Raw genomic sequence first — 16882 nt, forward strand, 5'->3', positions numbered from 1 at the left:
AGAGCAGGCCGAAGCTAGACCAAATCAAGCACAATGAATCTCAAACAGATACCGCTACGGGTATGCTGATGACGAACCGATTCCGTCCAGCACTTTTTGCCTCATATAGCGCTGCGTCAGCGCGCTTACCAAGCTCAGGGATATCGATAGCTTCAGGTGACATATACGCAATGCCAATACTCGTTGAAATTGTCCGAAGTGAGCCTTGGATCAAAAACGGCTGGGCGACAGAGGCGATAATTTTTTCTGCTATCAAGGTTGCTTCTCGCGGGTCCACTAAACCCTCAACAATGATCGTAAATTCGTCCCCAGCCAATCGGCATACCGCGTCAGTCGCGCGTACACTCAGACGCAGCCGTGTTGCAAACTCACGCAGAACTTCGTCACCACCTGCATGGCCGAGTGAGTCATTTATCTGTTTAAAGTGATCGAGGTCGAGATACATCAATGCCAATATTCGGTCGGTTCTCAGAGCACGTAATGCTGCCTCATGGAGCTTCTCCTCGTAGCTTCGTCGGTTCGCTAAACCTGTCAGGGCATCGGAGCGAGCAAGTAATTGTAGCTGCTGCTCTTGTTTTTTTACCTCCGTGATATCAGTCGTCATCACATAAACACCCAGAACTTCACTATTCTTAATATCTGGGATTCCGAGTACGCTAGCTGTGCGCAACGAGTTGTGCACCAATGCCGTCGTTTCAAATTTTACCACTTCTCCGCGAAGATTCCGTTTGAGTTGAGCCTCCCCCAATGCATACAGCTCGCGCCCTAGTACTTGTTCGACTGTTTTCCCCACCATGGCAGACGGAGGTATTCCGAACCAGCTTTCGTAAGTCGCATTTGCAAATCGATACACTTCGGTGTTATCGATGTAGGCAATTAGTACCGGGAGATTGTCTGTAATGGTTTTAAGGCGCTCCTCGCTTTCGGCTTGTTTTAATTCACTATTTTTCCGGTCTGTGATATCCAATGCCATCGCAAAAAACCCCGCCACTTCACCAGCCGGACCTATATCCGGCACATAAGTCGTGTGGTAGTGCCGACGCTCGCCATCAACTACCATACCGCGCTCGAAAACGACTTTTTCGTTAGCAAAGGCGCGGTCGATAAACGGTTTTATCTGTGAATATCGAGCCTGCCCGTATGCCGCTGCCAGAGAAGAGCCAATCAGTTCTTCGTGGGAACCCTGAAAGACTTGGTCGACCGCAGCGCTGTTTAGAAAAAGCAGTCGTTCTTGACGGTCGACGTGACCAATCATTGCCGGCATATTCTCTGTAATCGCCCGTAGTCGCTGTTCATTGATGGCTGCCGATTTTTCCGACTGCTTAAGTTCCGTCACGTCCTTCATTGCTACAACAGCTCCGAGGCGGACGCCGGTTGAGCTAACTAAACGACGGCCGCTGGCGAGCAAAAACTTCGGCGATTTATCTCTCGGAGCGACAACCATTTCGGCATTGTGTACCGACTCTCCAGAGAGCGCACGTATAAGAGGAACTTGGTCGATCCTAAGTAACGTTTCCCCATCCCCACTGAAAAGACTGTAATGTTCGGCCCATTTTCCGCTATCTATGTCCGTAACGTCCAGACCGTGAAGTTCTCGTGCAGCGCGGTTGAACAGCGTTAGTTCGCCGGTACCTGAGCACGCGACCACCCCCACGTCGATGGTATCCAGAACCGCATCAAGCAATTGTTGCTTCTCTTCCAAAAGTCTCTGAACAGCCTTTCGCTCCGAAATATCGTGCAGGAAGGCATGGAAGTAATGATGCCCGCCCACGGTCATCTTACCAACTGTTATCTCAACGAGTATGCTATGGCCAAGCTTATGCAGTGCGAGAACCTCCACGCGTTTGTTAATGATTTTTCCGGTACCCCCGTGCAAAAACGAGTGCATACCCCGACTGTGTTGAGAACGTAATGCAGGGGGTATTATGAGTTCAGCCATTTTTGTTCCGATAGCTTCCGTCGCTGACCACCCCAATGTATGCTCCGCTTGCGCATTCCACTCGGTGATCACGCCCAGGTGGTCCATACCGACAAAGGCATCATTCGCGTTTTGAATTAGGAGCCGGATTTTTTCTGCCTGGCTGCGTTTTAGCTCGTTGCCAGCTCGATCTTCAGTGACGTCTTGAATCACGCCCGTATAGATCACCTCTGAGACGGACGAATCCGTTGGCGAAGCATCGAACCGTACCCACCTATTCGAACCATCCGGCGGCAGTAGACGACACTCATAGGCCCACGCGGTATTGTGCTGTGCGGATTCGCGTATCACCTGCGCAAACTCATTTTGATCGTCCGCGTGAACACCCATTTGAGTCCAGTTCAGCAAGACATCGTCGCAATGAATGGAAAAAAGTTGCTCGAATTTTTGCGAAATATAGTGAATGCCTATCTCACCGTCTGTCCGGCAGTACATTTGAAAGAGCGCCACGGGCACGCTGACAGTAATTTGCTCCAATCGAGTCGCGTAGTTTTTTATCTCATTTTTTGCTTGTGTAGAAAGGGTTACATCCCGAGACACTGATAGTATCTTTTCAACCTTTCCATCTAAATCAAAGATTGGTGTCACCATTACATCCCACCATTTCTGCGCTCCTTTGGCAGTAGGGCAGAACGCCTCAAAGCGTCCGTTCTTGCCACTGCGTGCAACGTCCAGTGCAGAATGGACCTCGCCTTGGATTTGAGCAGGCCATAAACTCGCCCATTGCTTGCCTATTAAAGCGGCGCAGTCGTCAATTTCCATCACGCATTGCCCGTTCCTGTTCATCGCAAGAAGGTTGCCGTTTAGGTCGACGATCTTGACGCAGTCTGGGCTGCTTTCGAAAAGCTGGCTTGCTACATAAAGCTGGTTAGCCAGATCTGTAGCGTCGCCGTTGAGATTCACAAGGAGGCTTCCCGCAACAGCGTCTAGTGCAGCTAACTCTGCGCGGCGATTTTGGCCCTCCTCTTCCTGAGCAGTAACATCGCGTGCCGCACAGTAAAATCGATCTGAAGTCACAATTCGGGCATTCCATTCGATCCAATGGATCCCCCCATCGCGGTGAATATAGCGGTTCCGAAAGCCGACCGTAGCGTTACCTGCGTAAAGTGATGCGGCCTCTGCGACAGTGCGCGAGTGATCCTCAGGATGTACGAAGTCTAACGATGGTTTTGAAGTTAGTTCGGACTTTGTCCAACCAAGCAAGTCAGTCCACGCAGGACTCACATGGACCAAAAAACCCTTTGAGTCGGCAATTGCCAATAAATCTGGCGACAGGTCAAAATAGGCATCACGATCGCTTTCCGCTCGTTTTTGTTTTGATATGTCAATAATTTGCGAAATGAAAAAATCTGGAGCGAGATTGCTATTCCTTCCGACAGAAACTGTTAACAAGGTCCAAACGACAGTACCATCTTTTCGTATATATCGCTTTTCCAAGTTATATGAACTAATATTTCCTTTTAATAGTTCAGCAACAAGGGTGAGGTCGCTGTCCAAATCCTCTGGGTGGGTAATATCTTGAAAACGCAGGGTTAAAAGTTCAGGTTTTCCATATCCAACTATTTCACACAGTGCATCATTCACATCCATCCAACGGCCAGTAAGGCCGACTAGCGCCATTCCGATGGCGGAATCCATAAATGCGCTATGAAACTGGTCGCTGCGGAATGACTTTATAGATATCATTTTAAAATGTTTTCCAGGTGCAATTTATTTGCAACCTTATCTGTGGGCAACTAACCCGAGGCGCAACTAAAAAAGTGATCCATCAAGGATAATGGTGAATTTTCTCATAGGCAAGTGTTCTTCTTTGCACGGGTATATCTTGGCGTCCCTTGTGCACACAGTTGCGTGCTTCGAAAAGCCAAACCGGCTATGTCATGATGGCTGGGTCCGCCACGCGTTGGTAGCCTTCGACCCAGCGCTTGCTCTCGATCAGGCTCGGACTGACGCCATCGGCGCCGCGCTTCTCGCGCGCCCACATCCACTTGTCGAGCACGCCTAAGGACTCGCGCCGCGCCGTGACCAGGTAAGTCGGGTGCGGGTACATGCCGCCCCGCGCCTCGTAATTGAGCGGCCCGAGCCCGTCGATCTCCTGACCGTCGAAATCGAGTTCCGTTGAGTCCTGGATGCACAACACCACCGGCTGCGCGCGCATGCGTTCCTCGGTATGCTACCAGTGCGGGGCAAGTATCGCTTCCCATTCTACTTCGACATTGCCCAAGAAGCGGTCGGCTGCGCAGGTTTCGCCCCAGCTATCGCACGCATCCGGAATGCTGGCCGTCGGATTGGCCGAAAATTGTTCCATCATTCGCTTCGCCCTCTTGTTGAGGCGGGCATCGCCAAGATCCACTTCCGCGAATCCCTGCTCCGTTCCCTGCTGCGCTACCTTGGTCACGCGGCCGCCGAAATTCCGAAAGTAAACGCGAATTCGGCGAAATTTACAACCGCTCTGCGCAACCCGTTGAATGTAAACGATTTTTCGGGGCCGTGTTAATCGGCGCGGGAGATGCGTATAACGCTATGATTCTGACTCCCTCCCTCATGATCGAAACCAAGAACGCGAAGCCAAGCTGAACAAGCTGGGCTATGCGCTGCGGGTGATGGAGCAGCACGTCGGCACCGTCGCCTTGGCGGAGGAAGTGGACCGTGCCGCTCCGCGCCCCAGCCGCGAGCGCGGCGGTCGCCCCCATTCCCCACCGAGCTGATGGTCCGTGTCTTGCTGATCCAGCAGTTGTTCAACCTCAGCGACGAACAGATGGAATTCCCGCTACTCGACCGTCTGAGCTTGCAACGCTTCGTCGAGCTGCGCTCGAGCAGCCAGATACCGGACCAGACGACGATCTGGACCTTCAAGGAGCGCCTGATCCCGGCCGGCGCCAGCGAGAGCATCTTCGAGGCCGTGAGCGGCGGCTGGGTAAGCATGGCTATATCGCGCGGCGGGCAGATGGCCGACGCGAGCATCGTGCAGGCGCCGAAGCAGTCGCTGAGAACCAAGGAGACGGCGCTGGTGAAGGAAGGCGCCATGCCCATCGAATGGAACCCGGCCAAGCGCCCCCAGAAGGACATGGACGCGCGATGGACCAAGAAGCACGGCGAGTCCTACTTCGGCTACAAGGTTTCTGCAATGCCGAGAAGCGCTACAAGCTGGTGCGCAAGATCAAGGTGAGCACGGCCAGCGAGCACGACACGCTGCACTTCAAAGAGGTGCTGGACCCGGCCAACACGAACTGCAACATCTTTGCCAACAAGGGCTACGTCAACGGTGAGCGAGAAGAACGCCTGGGCAAACAGGGCTGGCGCATGCAGATCCAGCGAAAAGGGAGTCAGAACAAACCGATCTCGGGTGCCCAAGAGCGTTGCAACAAGCGCATTGCTAAGACCCGCGTCTGCCGAACGGCTGCGCGTACGTCTGCGGCGACGGCCGAGCCATATGCAGGTCGTGGAACTTGTGCCCCACGTACACCCTACAGGCCGTTTCCTGGATCACGCCGTCGTCGTAAGGCGATCGCGCGCTCAGGCGCCGCACCGGCTGTCGGCGCGACTGGCACGACAGAGATGGCACAGAACGAAAAAAGCCCACTCGGAAGCGGGCTTTTTCTTTACTGCGAATTCTTGGAGGCGAGGACGGGAATCGAACCCGTCTAAACGGCTTTGCAGGCCGCTGCATAACCTCTTTGCTACCTCGCCAGAGGGACTACTAGCACATCAAAAAAGGAAGCCGTCAAGCTTCCCTCAGAATTCTGGAGCGGAAGAAGAGTCTCGAACTCTCGACCTCAACCTTGGCAAGGTTGCGCTCTACCAACTGAGCTACTTCCGCATTGGGACCACTATTTACCGCCAACTACACCAACCAGTATTCACTGGAGCGGAAGAAGAGTCTCGAACTCTCGACCTCAACCTTGGCAAGGTTGCGCTCTACCAACTGAGCTACTTCCGCATTGGGCACTGCTATTTACCGCCGACTACACCAACCAGCATTCACTGGAGCGGAAGAAGAGTCTCGAACTCTCGACCTCAACCTTGGCAAGGTTGCGCTCTACCAACTGAGCTACTTCCGCATTGAGAACCACCGTTTTACTGCCTAGCACACCACCCAGAATAAACTGGAGCGGAAGAAGAGTCTCGAACTCTCGACCTCAACCTTGGCAAGGTTGCGCTCTACCAACTGAGCTACTTCCGCGTTAGGAACAACATTCTAACAGAACCTTGACGACCTTTCTAGTGCTACTTTCCTACTCTCTGCTGCTGACGGGCTCCAAAAACCTGGAGCGGAAGAAGAGTCTCGAACTCTCGACCTCAACCTTGGCAAGGTTGCGCTCTACCAACTGAGCTACTTCCGCGTCATCAACAACAGGCCAGCATTATAGATCATCCACCGCCACTGTCAATGATCAAAGTATATAAACTATAAACCATGATTTCCGCACAGAATACTCAGACCCAAAGAAAACCACAACGCCTTGCGGCTGCGGGCTGAGTCCAGACGCCCCTAAAGAGGGAGGATCACTTTTTTGCCGCAGGGGCATCCATACGGACAACGCCTCGACGCGTTGTCGGGGACTGCATATGGGGAATGAATTGCGCGCAACTGTCAACCGCTTGTAAGCGGACAATTGACAAGGAGTCGCTGATGACGATGGGTTTCATTGCAAACGCTATTTACAAGGCAATGAGAAAATGCCTTTGCGCAAAAAACCGGGGCCGGCGCCGCAGTTGCCGGCTTATTCGAGGTTGCCGGCCTTTTCCTTGATCAACGGCCAGGCCAGGCGCAGGTAGTAGAACATCGACCAGACCGTCAGCACGCTGGCGATCCACAACAGGCGCTCGCCCCAGACGTGGGTGTCGACCGCGCCGAACAGGACGTCGTGGAACAGCAGCAGCGGGATCGCCGTCATTTGCGCGGCGGTTTTGATTTTGCCGATCGAGCTGACCGCCACCGATTTCGAGGCGCCGATCTGCGCCATCCATTCGCGCAGCGCGGAGATGGCGATTTCGCGGCCGATGATGATGAAGGCGAGCACCGCGTTGACGCGGTCCAGCTGCACCAGCACCAACAAGGCGCCGGCCACCATCAGTTTGTCGGCGACCGGGTCGAGGAAGGCGCCGAAGGCGGAGGTCTGGTTCCAGCGCCGCGCCAGGAAGCCGTCGAACCAGTCGGTGATGGCGGCGACGATGAACACCAGGGTGGCGACCAGGTTCTGGTCGACCTTGGGCAGCCACAGCGTCGGCAAGTAAAACACGCCGACCACCAGCGGGATCAGCGCCACGCGCAACCAGGTCAATAAAATGGGGATATTAAAAGGCATAGGGTAAAAAAATCGACCGGCTGATGAGTTAAGTTTTGCTTCGCTAGTCTACATGGCTGACGCGCATTAGCCTAGGGCGCGCGGCGTATTTCGCGCGAGCCGCTCTAGTGCAGCTGCTTGTAGATTTCCTCGGCCAACTGGTTGGAGATGCCTTCCACCGACATCAGGTCCTCGACGCTGGCGTCGACCACGCCGCGCAGGCCGCCGAAGCGGGCCAGCAGCTTCTGCCGCCGCTTGGCGCCGATGCCTTCGATTTCCTCCAGGCGCGAAGTCTGGCGCGTCTTGGCGCGCTTGGCGCGCATGCCGGTGATGGCGAAGCGGTGCGCCTCGTCGCGGATCTGCGCCACCAGCATCAGCGCCGCCGATTCCTTGCCCAGTTCCTGGGCGGCGCGGCCGTCGACGAACAGCAGCGTCTCCAGGCCGACCTTGCGGCCCTCCCCTTTGGCCACGCCGACGATCAGGCTGATGTCGAGTCCCAGTTCGGCGAAGACCTGGCGCGCCATTTCGATTTGCCCCTTGCCGCCGTCGATCAGCACCACGTCGGGCATGACGCCGTCGCCGTTGGCCACTTTTTCATAGCGCCGCATCAGCACCTGGCGCATCGCCGCGTAATCGTCGCCGGGCGTGATGTCGTTGATGTTGTAGCGCCGGTATTCGCCGTTTTGCATCGCGTGGTGGTGGAACACCACGCACGAGGCCTGGGTCGCCTCGCCCTGGGTGTGGCTGATGTCGAAGCATTCCACCCGCAGCGTTTCCATGTCGTCGGTATCGAGGCTGAGCGCCTCGACCAGCGCGCGCGTGCGCGACTGTTGCGAGCCCTGCTCCGACAGCAGCCGCGCCAGCGAGATCTCGGCGCCCTTCTGCGCCAGTTCCAGCCACTGGCGCCGTTGCCCCTGCGGCTGGAAGATCAGGTTGACGCGGTGGCCGCACTGCTCCATCAGGGCCAGCATCAGCGCCGGCTGGTCGAATTCGATGTTCAGGATTAGCGTGCCGGGGATGAATTTTTCGGTGTAGTGCTGGACCAGGAAGGCGATCAGTACTTCGACTTCGATCGGTGCTTCGGCGATGGCGGCGGCGTCGTTCAACTGGCTCGGGAAGTAGGCGCGGTCGCCCAGGTGGCGCCCGCCGCGCACCATCGCCAGGTTGACGCAGGCGCGCCCGCCCTGGACGATGACGGCGATGACGTCGACGTCGGCGTCGCCGCTGGTTTCCATGCTTTGCTGGTGCAGCACGCGCGACAGCGCGGCGATCTGGTTGCGCACCACCACCGCCTGCTCGAACTTCAGTTCGGCGGCGTAGCCGTGCATTTTCGCCTCCATGTCGGCCATCACCTCGCCTTGCCGTCCGCGCAGGAATTTGGCGGCGTTTTCAACGTCGATCAGGTAGTCTTCGCTGCTGATCGCCTTGACGCAGGGCGCGCTGCAACGGTGGATCTGGTGCAGCAGGCAGGGCCGGGTGCGGTTGGCGTAGACGCTGTCCTCGCAGGAACGCAGCATGAACACTTTTTGCAGGATCTGCATCGACTCCTTGACCGCCCAGGCGCTGGGGAAGGGGCCGAAGTACTGGTTTTTCTTGTCGATGGCGCCGCGGTAGTAAACCATGCGCGGCGTGTCGCCGCCGGTGATTTTCAGGTAGGGATAGGACTTGTCGTCGCGGAACAGGATGTTGAAGCGCGGCTGTAGCGTCTTGATCAGGTTGTTTTCCAGGATCAGCGCCTCGGCTTCGCTGTGCGTCACCGTGGTTTCGAGCCGGGCGATGCGTTCGACCATCATGGCGATGCGCGGGCTGGCCAGGTTTTTCTGGAAGTAGCTCGACACGCGCTTTTTCAGGTCGCGCGCCTTGCCGACGTACAGCACGGCGTCGGCGGCGTCGAAATAACGGTACACGCCGGGCAGGCTGGGCAGCATGGCGACGGTGGCCAGCACTTGCGCGCGCGGGCCGGCGGCGCCGGTTTCGGGAATGCTTGCTTCGGTCATTGCTCGACTCTCAAAACCGGGGACAGACCACGATTTCCGGGAAATACTTTCTCGGAAATCGTGGTCTGTCCCCGGATGTTAATTTTACGCCGCCTGCTCGACGATGACGAAGGCGACCGCGTACTCGGCTTCGTCGCTGATGGTCACTTGCGCCGTCAGGCGGTTCAGCCGCATGAATTCTTCCAGCACGCCGCTGCATACGATCATCGGTTTGCCGCTGGGCGCGTTCAGCATTTGCGCCGCCGGCCAGGTCATCGGCATGTGCAGGCCCAGGCCGACGGCCTTTGAAAACGCCTCCTTGGCGGCGAAGCGGGTCGCCAGGAAACGCAGCCCGCGCACGGCGTTCTTGGCGCTGCGCGCGTGGTATTTTTCCAGCTCTTGCGGCCCGAGTATCTTGTTGGCGAAGCGCTCGCCGTGGCGCTGCAGCGCCGCCTCGATGCGGGGAATCTTGCAAATGTCGGTGCCGATGCCGTAAATCATGTTGCCCCCAGTCGCGCGCCAACCATGATGGCCTTCATTTCGCGCACCGCGTTTTCCCAGCCGGCGAAGACGGCGTGGGCGACGATGGCGTGGCCGATGTTGAGTTCGGCGATGTCGCGGATCGCGGCGATCGCCTGGACGTTGCTGTAGTGCAGGCCGTGGCCCGCGTTGACCTTCAGGCCGCGCCGCACGCCGGCCAGCACGCCGGCCTGGATGCGTTCCAGTTCGCCCTGTTGGGCGGCGCCGTCGGCCTCGGCGTAGCGGCCGGTGTGCAGTTCGATGACCGGTGCGCCCGCTTCGGCCGCGGCGGCGATCTGCGCCTCGTCGGCGTCGATGAACAGGCTGACGCGGATGCCCTCGCCTTGCAGTTGCGCCACGGCGGCCTGCACTTCCTTGAAATAGCGCACCACATCAAGGCCGCCCTCGGTGGTCACCTCGTGGCGCTTTTCCGGCACCAGGCAAACGTCGGACGGCTTGATGCGGCAGGCGAAGTCGATCATCTCGGCGGTAACGGCCGCCTCCAGGTTCATGCGCGTGATCAGTCGCGGCGCGATGGCGATAACGTCGGCGTCGCGGATGTGGCGGCGGTCTTCGCGCAGGTGCAGGGTGATGGCGTCGGCGCCGGCCTGTTCGGCCAGCAGCGCCGCGCGCAGCGGGTCCGGGTAGACGGTGCCGCGGGCGTTGCGCAGCGTGGCCACGTGGTCGATGTTGACACCCAGGTCGATGACCGGGCCGGACGGTTGCAGGAAGCTCATGGTGGGGGTCGGGTTGAAAACTACATCATAACTGCATCAGGTCGATCAGGATCTGGCGCGTGTTCAGCGGCGCGCCACCGAGGTGGTGCGCCAGCAGGAAGCGCATCAGCTGCTTGCTCTGGCTTTGCGTGGCGGGGTCGGCGTAGTCTTCGCGCTCCATGTCGAGCAGGGTCTTGCCGCTGACGCGCGGCCAGGCGTCGGCGGCGCGTTCCAGCCGCGCGCCGCGCTCGGGGTCGACCACATAGAGGCGGTCGGCCTCGACCGGCTGGCGGCTGCTGGTGCAGCGCGTCAGGTCGGCGGCGACGCCGGTTTCCTTCAGCAGCGCCAGTTCGAACTTGCGCAGCACGATGGGCGGCGGTTCGTTGTGCGCCAGCTGGTTCAGCGTGGCGACGTAGTGGTCGAACAAGGCCGGGTGCGGGTCGTCGCGCGCCAGCAGCTTGACCAGCAACTCGTTGAGGTAGAAGCCGCACAACAGCGCGGTTTTTTCCAGCGGCAGCATGCCGCCCACCCATTCGGCGCCGGTGAGGATGCGCAGCTCGGATTTGCCGGTCCAGCCGGTCGACAGCGGCTGGAAGGTTTGCAGCACGCCGCGCAGTTGCGAGTGCGGCCGCTTGGCGCCCTTGGCGACCAACGCCACGCGGCCGTGTTCGCGCGTGAACAGGTCGACGATCAGGCTGGTTTCTTTGTGGGGGTAGCTGTGCAGCACGAAGCCGGGCTGGCCGCTGACGCGGCCGTCGCGCTGCGGCGGCCGGCCGCGCCGGACCGCAGGCGCCGGCGCCGTCGTCGCAGGGGGCGCGACGGCGGGTGGCGGCGCCGGCGCGGCGGCCGGCGCGCTGACTTCTTCGGCGTCGAGCGTGTTGGTGTTCATGCGCGTCGCAGCGTTGTTGCCGTGTTACTCGTAACCGTAGGCGCGCAAACCGGCTTCGTTGTCGGCCCAGCCGGATTTCACCTTGACCCAGATTTCCAGGTACACCGGACCGCCGAAGAGTTTCTCCATGTCCAGGCGGGCCTGGGTCGACACTTCCTTCAGGCGCGCGCCCTTGTCGCCGATAATCATCGACTTGTGGGTGTTGCGCTCGACCAGGATGGCGGCGAAGACGCGGCGCAGGTCGCCCTCTTGCTCGAACTTCTCGATCAGCACGGTGCTGGTGTACGGCAGTTCGTCGCCGACGAAGCGGAAGAGTTTTTCGCGCACGATCTCGGAGGCGAGGAACTTCTCGCTGCGGTCGGTGATGTCGTCCGGCCCGAAGATCGGCTGGTTTTCCGGCATGAAGCGCTTGATCTCGCTTTGCAGCCCTTCCAGCTGGAAATGCAGCTTGGCCGACACCGGCACGATGGCGGCGAAGTCGCGCATGGCGGCGATCTTCTGCGCGAACGGCAGCAGCACGGCCTTGTCCTTGACGCGGTCGGACTTGTTGATCACCAGGATGCACGGCACCTCTTTCGGCAGCAGGTCCATGACTTGCTGGTCGGCCGGGCCGAAGGTGCCGGCCTCGATCACGTACAGGATCACGTCCGACGAAACCAGGGTATTGGTGACGGTCTTGTTGAGCGTCTTGTTGAGCGCGTTCGAATGGCGCGTTTGGAAACCCGGCGTGTCGACGTAGATGAACTGCGCGTCTTCCACGGTCTGGATGCCGGTGATGCGGTGGCGCGTGGTCTGGGCCTTGCGCGAGGTGATACTGACTTTTGCGCCGATCAGCACGTTCATCAAGGTCGATTTGCCCACGTTCGGGCGGCCGACGATGGCGATATAGCCACAGCGGAAGTTGGCGGGCATAGGAGTGGCTGTCATGCTAGTGTCGATTCTGTTTAGTGTGAAGTGCAATGGTGGTCGGCTTGCCGTCGGCGGCCTTGGCGGGCGCCGCGGCGGCGCCTTCGTGTTGGACCGTGGCGATGCCGGCCAGTTTCAGCTGGGTCGCGCGCGGCTTGGCCTTGCGGGCCGCGGCCGGCGACTTCAGCAGCGCCTGTTCGGCCACGTCCAGCGCCAGTTTGGCGGCGGCCTGTTCGCCGGCGCGGCGGCTGCCGCCGCGGCCGTAGACCTGGATGCCCAGCTTGGGCACCAGGCATTCGATTTCGAATTCCTGGCTGTGCGCGGCGCCGTGGGTGGCCACCACGTTGTACTGCGGCAGCGAGATTTTCTTACTCTGCAAAAATTCCTGCAGTAGCGTCTTGGCATCCTTGCCCAGCGTTTGCGGGTCGACCGAGTCGAGGATGGGAATGTAGAAGGCGCGGATGACGTCGCGCGCGGGGTCGAAGCCGGCGTCCAAAAAAATGGCGCCTAACAGCGCCTCGAGCGTGTCGGCCAGGATCGAGGGGCGCCGGAAACCGCCCGACTTCAATTCGCCCTCGCCCAGGCGCAGGAACTGCGACAGCTCCAGCTTCTGGGCGATTTCGTAGAGCGACTGCTGCTTGACCAGGTTGGCGCGCAGGCGCGACAGGTCGCCCTCGTCGATCGCCGCGAAGCGCTCGTACAGGATCGAGGCGACCACGCAGTTCAGGATCGAGTCGCCCAGGAACTCCAGCCGCTCGTTATGCAAACTGCTGTGGCTACGGTGCGTCAAGGCTTGCTGCAACAGGCCGGCATCCTGGAACGTGTAGCCTAAACGGTTTTGCAATAACTGAAGATTCATTGTCGGTTCTGTATGGTGTTGGGGGTCATTCGGCGGGCTTGACGGCCGGCACGCCCTTTGCGGTGGTGCCGGTATAGTTCAGCACCAGGCTCGCCGGCCCCATCAGCGGAATGCGTTTTTCGTAGGCGAAGCTCACTTCGACCTCGCCGTTCTCGGCGCCGATGATCAAATCCTTGCCGCTGATCGAGTCGATATACGTGACGCTGGCGTTCTGGTCGAAGGCGTTCTGGATGGCGCGCACCGTGGTGCCGGCCGCCTTGGCCTGCTTGATGCCGTTCGAAATGGCCCGGTATTCAATGTAGGTCGGCACGACCTTCAAGCCCAGCACGCCGACAAATCCCAGGATGGCCAGCACGAAGATTAGTCCGACCAGTGATATGCCCTGTTGCTTGCCGCCGTATGGTGCGATCCGATCCATGCGCTTCCCCTTGTTCGATTATTGTATGCCGCCAATGCGTTTCAGGTTGCTCAGGTTCATCCAGACCAGAATGGCCTTGCCGACGATGTTCTTGTTCGGCACAAAACCCCAGTAACGGCTGTCGGCGCTGTTATCGCGGTTGTCGCCCATCATAAAGTAATTACCTTCTGGAACGACGCAAGTGAAACCGTCTTCATTGTAGTTGCACGCTTCCTTGTTCGGGAAATCGTGGACCTGGTTCAGGTTCAGCGTCGGCGCGACGTCGTCGTTGAGGACGCGGTGCGGCACGCCGGCCAGGTTTTCCTGCAACTGCTTGTGGTAGACCGGTTGCTCGTCGTCCAGGTAATCGTCCAGCGGCGTGTAGGTGACAGCCTTGCCGTTTACCGTCAAACGCTTGTTCTCGTAGGTGATTTTATCACCCGGCACGCCGATGACGCGCTTAATGTAGTCCTGCGAGATGTCGCGCGGATATTTGAACACCATCACGTCGCCCCGTTGCGGGTCGTTCACTTCGATCACCTTCTTGTTCAAGATAGGCAAGCGGATGCCGTAGGTGAACTTGTTGACGAGGATCAGGTCGCCCACCACCAGCGTCGGCACCATCGACGAGGACGGGATCTTGAACGGCTCGTACAGGAAGGAGCGCAGGCAAAACACCAGCGCGATGACCGGGAAGAAGGCGCCCGAGTACTCGACCCAGGTCGGCTGGCGCAGCAGCGCCGATTCGATCGTCGAACGGCTGGTGCCGTGCTCGATCTTGACGCCCTCGGCCGTCAACTTGGCGTTGCGCGAGTCGAAGTCGGCCAGCGCGCGGTCGGCGGCGACCCGGCGCTGGCGCGCCAGGTAGAACACGTCGAGAAAATAAATCACGCCGGTCAGGACCATCAACACGAACAAGATTAATGCGAAATTTCCTAAGATGACTTGCAGGCTCATTTATCGTCCACTTGTAAAATTGCTAAGAATGCTTCCTGTGGAATCTCGACCGAGCCCACTTGCTTCATCCGCTTTTTACCCGCTTTTTGCTTTTCAAGCAACTTTTTCTTGCGGCTGATGTCGCCGCCATAGCATTTCGCCAACACGTTCTTGCGCAAGGCCTTGACGTTTTCGCGCGAAATGATGTTGGCGCCGATGGTCGCCTGGATCGCCACGTCGAACATCTGGCGCGGGATCAGTTCGCGCATCTTGGCGGCCACCTGGCGGCCGCGGAACTGGCTGTTGGAGCGGTGCACGATGATGGCCAGCGCGTCGACCTTCTCGCTGTTGATCAGCATGTCGACCTTGACGACGTCGGCGGCGCGGTACTCCTTGAACTCGTAGTCCATCGAGGCGTAACCGCGCGAGGTCGATTTGAGCTTGTCGAAGAAGTCCAGCACGATCTCGGCCATCGGCATTTCATACACCAGCTTGACCTGGCGGCCGTGGTAGGCCATGTCCAGCTGCACGCCGCGCTTGGCGATGCACAGCGTGATGACCGAGCCGACGTATTCCTGCGGCATGTACAGGTTGACGGTGACGATAGGCTCGCGCACCTCTTCGATCCGGGACGGGTCCGGCATCTTGGACGGGTTGTCGACGCGGATCAGGCTGTTGTCGCGCAACACCACCTCGTACACCACGGTCGGCGCCGTGGTGATCAGGTCCATGTCGAATTCGCGCTCCAGGCGCTCTTGCACGATTTCCATGTGCAACAGGCCGAGGAAACCGCAGCGGAAGCCGAAGCCCAGCGCCTGCGACACTTCCGGCTCGTACATCAGGGCGGCGTCGTTCAGTTTCAATTTTTCCAGCGAGTCGCGCAGCGCGTCGTACTGGTTGGCCTCGACCGGGAACAGGCCGGCGAACACCTGCGGCTGCACTTCCTTGAAGCCCGGCAGCGGCTCCTTGGCGGGGCGGCTGGCCAGGGTGACGGTGTCGCCGACCTTGGCGGCCTTCAATTCCTTGATGCCGGCGATGATGAAGCCCACCTGCCCGGCCGACAGCGCCGGCAGCGAGACCGAACGCGGCGAGAACACGCCGACGCTTTCGACCAGGTTGACCGAACCGCTAGCCATCAGCAGGATTTTTTCCTTCGGTTTCAGGGTGCCGTTGATGACGCGCACCAGCATGACGACGCCGACGTAGTTGTCGAACCACGAGTCGACGATCAGCGCCTGCAGCGGCGCCTCCGGGTCGCCCTTCGGCGGCGGCACCTTCAGGATCAGCGATTCGAGCACGTCGATGACGCCCAGGCCGGTCTTGGCCGAGCAATGCACGGCGTCGGTCGCGTCGATGCCGATGACGTCTTCGATTTCGGCGATGGCGTTCGGCGGGTCGGCGTTCGGCAAGTCGATCTTGTTGAGCACCGGCACCACTTCAACGCCCAGGTCCAGCGCCGTGTAGCAGTTCGCCACGGTCTGCGCTTCCACGCCCTGCGAGGCGTCGACCACCAGCAGCGCGCCTTCGCACGCCGACAGCGAGCGGCTCACTTCATAGCTGAAGTCAACGTGGCCCGGGGTGTCGATCAGGTTCAGGTTGTAGATTTCGCCGTTGCGGGCCTTGTATTGCAGCGCCGCCGTCTGCGCCTTGATGGTAATGCCGCGTTCGCGCTCCAGATCCATCGAATCGAGCACTTGGGCTTCCATCTCGCGGTCGGACAGGCCGCCGCACAATTGAATGATGCGGTCGGCCAGGGTCGACTTACCGTGATCGATGTGGGCGATGATGGAGAAATTGCGTATGTTGTTCATTAACAAATATAAATGCGAAGTATGAAAGACGGCACTGCTGATCGGGGACCACCGCCGGAGCGAACTCCGCACAATGATAAAAAAAGCGCTCCGAGCGGGGCGTTGAGCCCCAGGCGAGCGCCTTTGAAGCGACAGAAGCGAATGCGATAAACAGAAGCTTTTTCGATTCTCCCATTTTACCGGATTTCAGAGTAGAAAGCCCGTGTTATGACGCCTGCGGGCTTGGCGGGGTGCAATTTCAGCCAGATTTAAGGCGGACGCCGGGCTGCAAGGATATAAATATTAATTTAAATGCATTTATAGCGAAGCTTGGTCCTGCCGCAAATACGCGCCGACCTTGTCGGCGTCGAGGAAGTAATGGCACAACTCGGGTTGCTCCAGGTCGCCGAACAAGACCGGTACCAGCTCGTCGTACTTGGCCACCAGGGCCTCGTCGGCGTCGACGTCGATGACCTCGACGGTGAACGGCGCGGCCGGATCGTTGAGCGCCTGCAAGGCGTCCAACATGTCCTGGCACAAATGGCAATAACTGCGGGAGTAAAGAGTGAAATGCATGATTCGATAATGAAAAATTAAGACGCGTGACGTAGGTCGGATTAGCGGGACG

The 16882-nt window shown here is 59.0% G+C and carries 14 protein-coding genes, 6 tRNA genes and 1 pseudogene; 2 read left to right on the plus strand and 19 right to left on the minus strand.

Annotation, left to right across the window (positions count from 1 at the left end; translation table 11 throughout):
• Positions 1-40 precede the first annotated feature (40 nt).
• The gene (locus JANGC3_RS31445) at positions 41-3664 is read right to left on the minus strand and encodes a sensor domain-containing protein (protein WP_081611818.1); all 3624 of its coding nucleotides are present in this window, start codon (positions 3662-3664) and stop codon (positions 41-43) included.
• 199 nt (positions 3665-3863) lie between these two features.
• Positions 3864-4376: pseudogene (locus JANGC3_RS32115) on the minus strand (IS4/Tn5 family transposase DNA-binding protein); the annotation flags it as partial.
• 309 nt (positions 4377-4685) lie between these two features.
• Between JANGC3_RS32115 and JANGC3_RS29025 the strand changes: the two are divergent.
• Positions 4686-5147, plus strand: coding sequence for an IS5/IS1182 family transposase (locus tag JANGC3_RS29025; RefSeq protein WP_051068273.1), 462 nt, complete (start codon positions 4686-4688; stop codon positions 5145-5147).
• Positions 5057-5626: a transposase gene (locus JANGC3_RS32575; protein ID WP_157406567.1), complete on the plus strand. Its 570-nt coding sequence runs from the start codon at positions 5057-5059 to the stop codon at positions 5624-5626. The genes JANGC3_RS29025 and JANGC3_RS32575 overlap by 91 nt, the downstream gene beginning before the upstream one ends.
• Here the strand turns inward: JANGC3_RS32575 and JANGC3_RS0110410 are convergent.
• From JANGC3_RS0110410 to JANGC3_RS0110490, 17 genes are all read right to left on the minus strand, one after another.
• Positions 5595-5668: transfer RNA gene (locus tag JANGC3_RS0110410), tRNA-Cys, on the minus strand. The genes JANGC3_RS32575 and JANGC3_RS0110410 overlap by 32 nt on opposite strands.
• Before the next feature lie 54 nt (positions 5669-5722).
• Positions 5723-5798: transfer RNA gene (locus JANGC3_RS0110415), tRNA-Gly, on the minus strand.
• 44 nt (positions 5799-5842) lie between these two features.
• A tRNA-Gly gene (locus JANGC3_RS0110420) sits at positions 5843-5918 on the minus strand.
• Between the two features lie 45 nt (positions 5919-5963).
• A tRNA-Gly gene (locus tag JANGC3_RS0110425) sits at positions 5964-6039 on the minus strand.
• A gap of 46 nt (positions 6040-6085) precedes the next feature.
• A tRNA-Gly gene (locus JANGC3_RS0110430) sits at positions 6086-6161 on the minus strand.
• A gap of 84 nt (positions 6162-6245) precedes the next feature.
• A tRNA-Gly gene (locus tag JANGC3_RS0110435) sits at positions 6246-6321 on the minus strand.
• Positions 6322-6702: 381 nt separating this feature from the next.
• Positions 6703-7287 carry a CDP-diacylglycerol--glycerol-3-phosphate 3-phosphatidyltransferase gene (gene pgsA, locus JANGC3_RS0110440; RefSeq protein WP_026132818.1) on the minus strand — a complete coding sequence of 195 codons (585 nt, stop codon included), beginning with the start codon at positions 7285-7287 and terminating at the stop codon, positions 6703-6705.
• A 104-nt stretch (positions 7288-7391) separates the two neighbouring features.
• Positions 7392-9263: an excinuclease ABC subunit UvrC gene (gene uvrC / locus JANGC3_RS0110445; protein ID WP_017876434.1), complete on the minus strand. Its 1872-nt coding sequence runs from the start codon at positions 9261-9263 to the stop codon at positions 7392-7394.
• Between the two features lie 84 nt (positions 9264-9347).
• Complete coding sequence (gene acpS, locus JANGC3_RS0110450; RefSeq protein WP_017876435.1) at positions 9348-9743, minus strand: holo-ACP synthase; 396 nt, start codon at positions 9741-9743, stop codon at positions 9348-9350.
• Positions 9740-10498 carry a pyridoxine 5'-phosphate synthase gene (gene pdxJ, locus JANGC3_RS0110455; RefSeq protein ID WP_017876436.1) on the minus strand — a complete coding sequence of 253 codons (759 nt, stop codon included), beginning with the start codon at positions 10496-10498 and terminating at the stop codon, positions 9740-9742. Before pdxJ ends, acpS begins: the two co-directional genes overlap by 4 nt.
• Before the next feature lie 25 nt (positions 10499-10523).
• A complete protein-coding gene (gene recO / locus JANGC3_RS0110460; RefSeq protein ID WP_017876437.1) occupies positions 10524-11366 on the minus strand; it encodes a DNA repair protein RecO in 843 nt (280 codons plus the stop codon).
• A gap of 24 nt (positions 11367-11390) precedes the next feature.
• The gene (era, locus tag JANGC3_RS0110465; RefSeq protein WP_026132819.1) at positions 11391-12293 is read right to left on the minus strand and encodes a GTPase Era; all 903 of its coding nucleotides are present in this window, start codon (positions 12291-12293) and stop codon (positions 11391-11393) included.
• 1 nt (position 12294) lies between these two features.
• On the minus strand, positions 12295-13131 hold the full coding sequence (gene rnc, locus JANGC3_RS0110470; RefSeq protein ID WP_051068276.1) for a ribonuclease III: 837 nt from the start codon (positions 13129-13131) through the stop codon (positions 12295-12297).
• A 25-nt stretch (positions 13132-13156) separates the two neighbouring features.
• Positions 13157-13549: a DUF4845 domain-containing protein gene (locus JANGC3_RS0110475; protein WP_017876440.1), complete on the minus strand. Its 393-nt coding sequence runs from the start codon at positions 13547-13549 to the stop codon at positions 13157-13159.
• Positions 13550-13567: 18 nt separating this feature from the next.
• Positions 13568-14485 carry a signal peptidase I gene (gene lepB, locus JANGC3_RS0110480; protein WP_026132820.1) on the minus strand — a complete coding sequence of 306 codons (918 nt, stop codon included), beginning with the start codon at positions 14483-14485 and terminating at the stop codon, positions 13568-13570.
• Complete coding sequence (gene lepA, locus JANGC3_RS0110485; RefSeq protein WP_017876442.1) at positions 14482-16275, minus strand: translation elongation factor 4; 1794 nt, start codon at positions 16273-16275, stop codon at positions 14482-14484. The genes lepB and lepA overlap by 4 nt, the downstream gene beginning before the upstream one ends.
• Before the next feature lie 297 nt (positions 16276-16572).
• Positions 16573-16830: a glutaredoxin family protein gene (locus JANGC3_RS0110490; protein ID WP_035787601.1), complete on the minus strand. Its 258-nt coding sequence runs from the start codon at positions 16828-16830 to the stop codon at positions 16573-16575.
• Positions 16831-16882 lie beyond the last annotated feature (52 nt).

The organism is Janthinobacterium sp. CG3, assembly GCF_000344615.1.
Lineage (GTDB): Bacteria > Pseudomonadota > Gammaproteobacteria > Burkholderiales > Burkholderiaceae_D > Janthinobacterium.

Excerpts from the sequence above, each read along its gene's own strand:
- rnc (WP_051068276.1), bottom strand. The coding sequence starts at position 13,131 with ATGAATCTTCAGTTATTGCAAAACCGTTTAGGCTACACGTTCCAGGAT.
- JANGC3_RS0110475 (WP_017876440.1), bottom strand. The coding sequence starts at position 13,549 with ATGGATCGGATCGCACCATACGGCGGCAAGCAACAGGGCATATCACTG.
- pgsA (WP_026132818.1), bottom strand. The coding sequence starts at position 7,287 with ATGCCTTTTAATATCCCCATTTTATTGACCTGGTTGCGCGTGGCGCTG.
- JANGC3_RS32575 (WP_157406567.1), top strand. The coding sequence starts at position 5,057 with ATGGACCAAGAAGCACGGCGAGTCCTACTTCGGCTACAAGGTTTCTGC.
- pdxJ (WP_017876436.1), bottom strand. The coding sequence starts at position 10,498 with ATGAGCTTCCTGCAACCGTCCGGCCCGGTCATCGACCTGGGTGTCAAC.
- lepA (WP_017876442.1), bottom strand. The coding sequence starts at position 16,275 with ATGAACAACATACGCAATTTCTCCATCATCGCCCACATCGATCACGGT.
- era (WP_026132819.1), bottom strand. The coding sequence starts at position 12,293 with ATGACAGCCACTCCTATGCCCGCCAACTTCCGCTGTGGCTATATCGCC.
- uvrC (WP_017876434.1), bottom strand. The coding sequence starts at position 9,263 with ATGACCGAAGCAAGCATTCCCGAAACCGGCGCCGCCGGCCCGCGCGCG.
- acpS (WP_017876435.1), bottom strand. The coding sequence starts at position 9,743 with ATGATTTACGGCATCGGCACCGACATTTGCAAGATTCCCCGCATCGAG.
- recO (WP_017876437.1), bottom strand. The coding sequence starts at position 11,366 with ATGAACACCAACACGCTCGACGCCGAAGAAGTCAGCGCGCCGGCCGCC.
- JANGC3_RS0110490 (WP_035787601.1), bottom strand. The coding sequence starts at position 16,830 with ATGCATTTCACTCTTTACTCCCGCAGTTATTGCCATTTGTGCCAGGAC.
- lepB (WP_026132820.1), bottom strand. The coding sequence starts at position 14,485 with ATGAGCCTGCAAGTCATCTTAGGAAATTTCGCATTAATCTTGTTCGTG.
- JANGC3_RS31445 (WP_081611818.1), bottom strand. The coding sequence starts at position 3,664 with ATGATATCTATAAAGTCATTCCGCAGCGACCAGTTTCATAGCGCATTT.
- JANGC3_RS29025 (WP_051068273.1), top strand. The coding sequence starts at position 4,686 with ATGGTCCGTGTCTTGCTGATCCAGCAGTTGTTCAACCTCAGCGACGAA.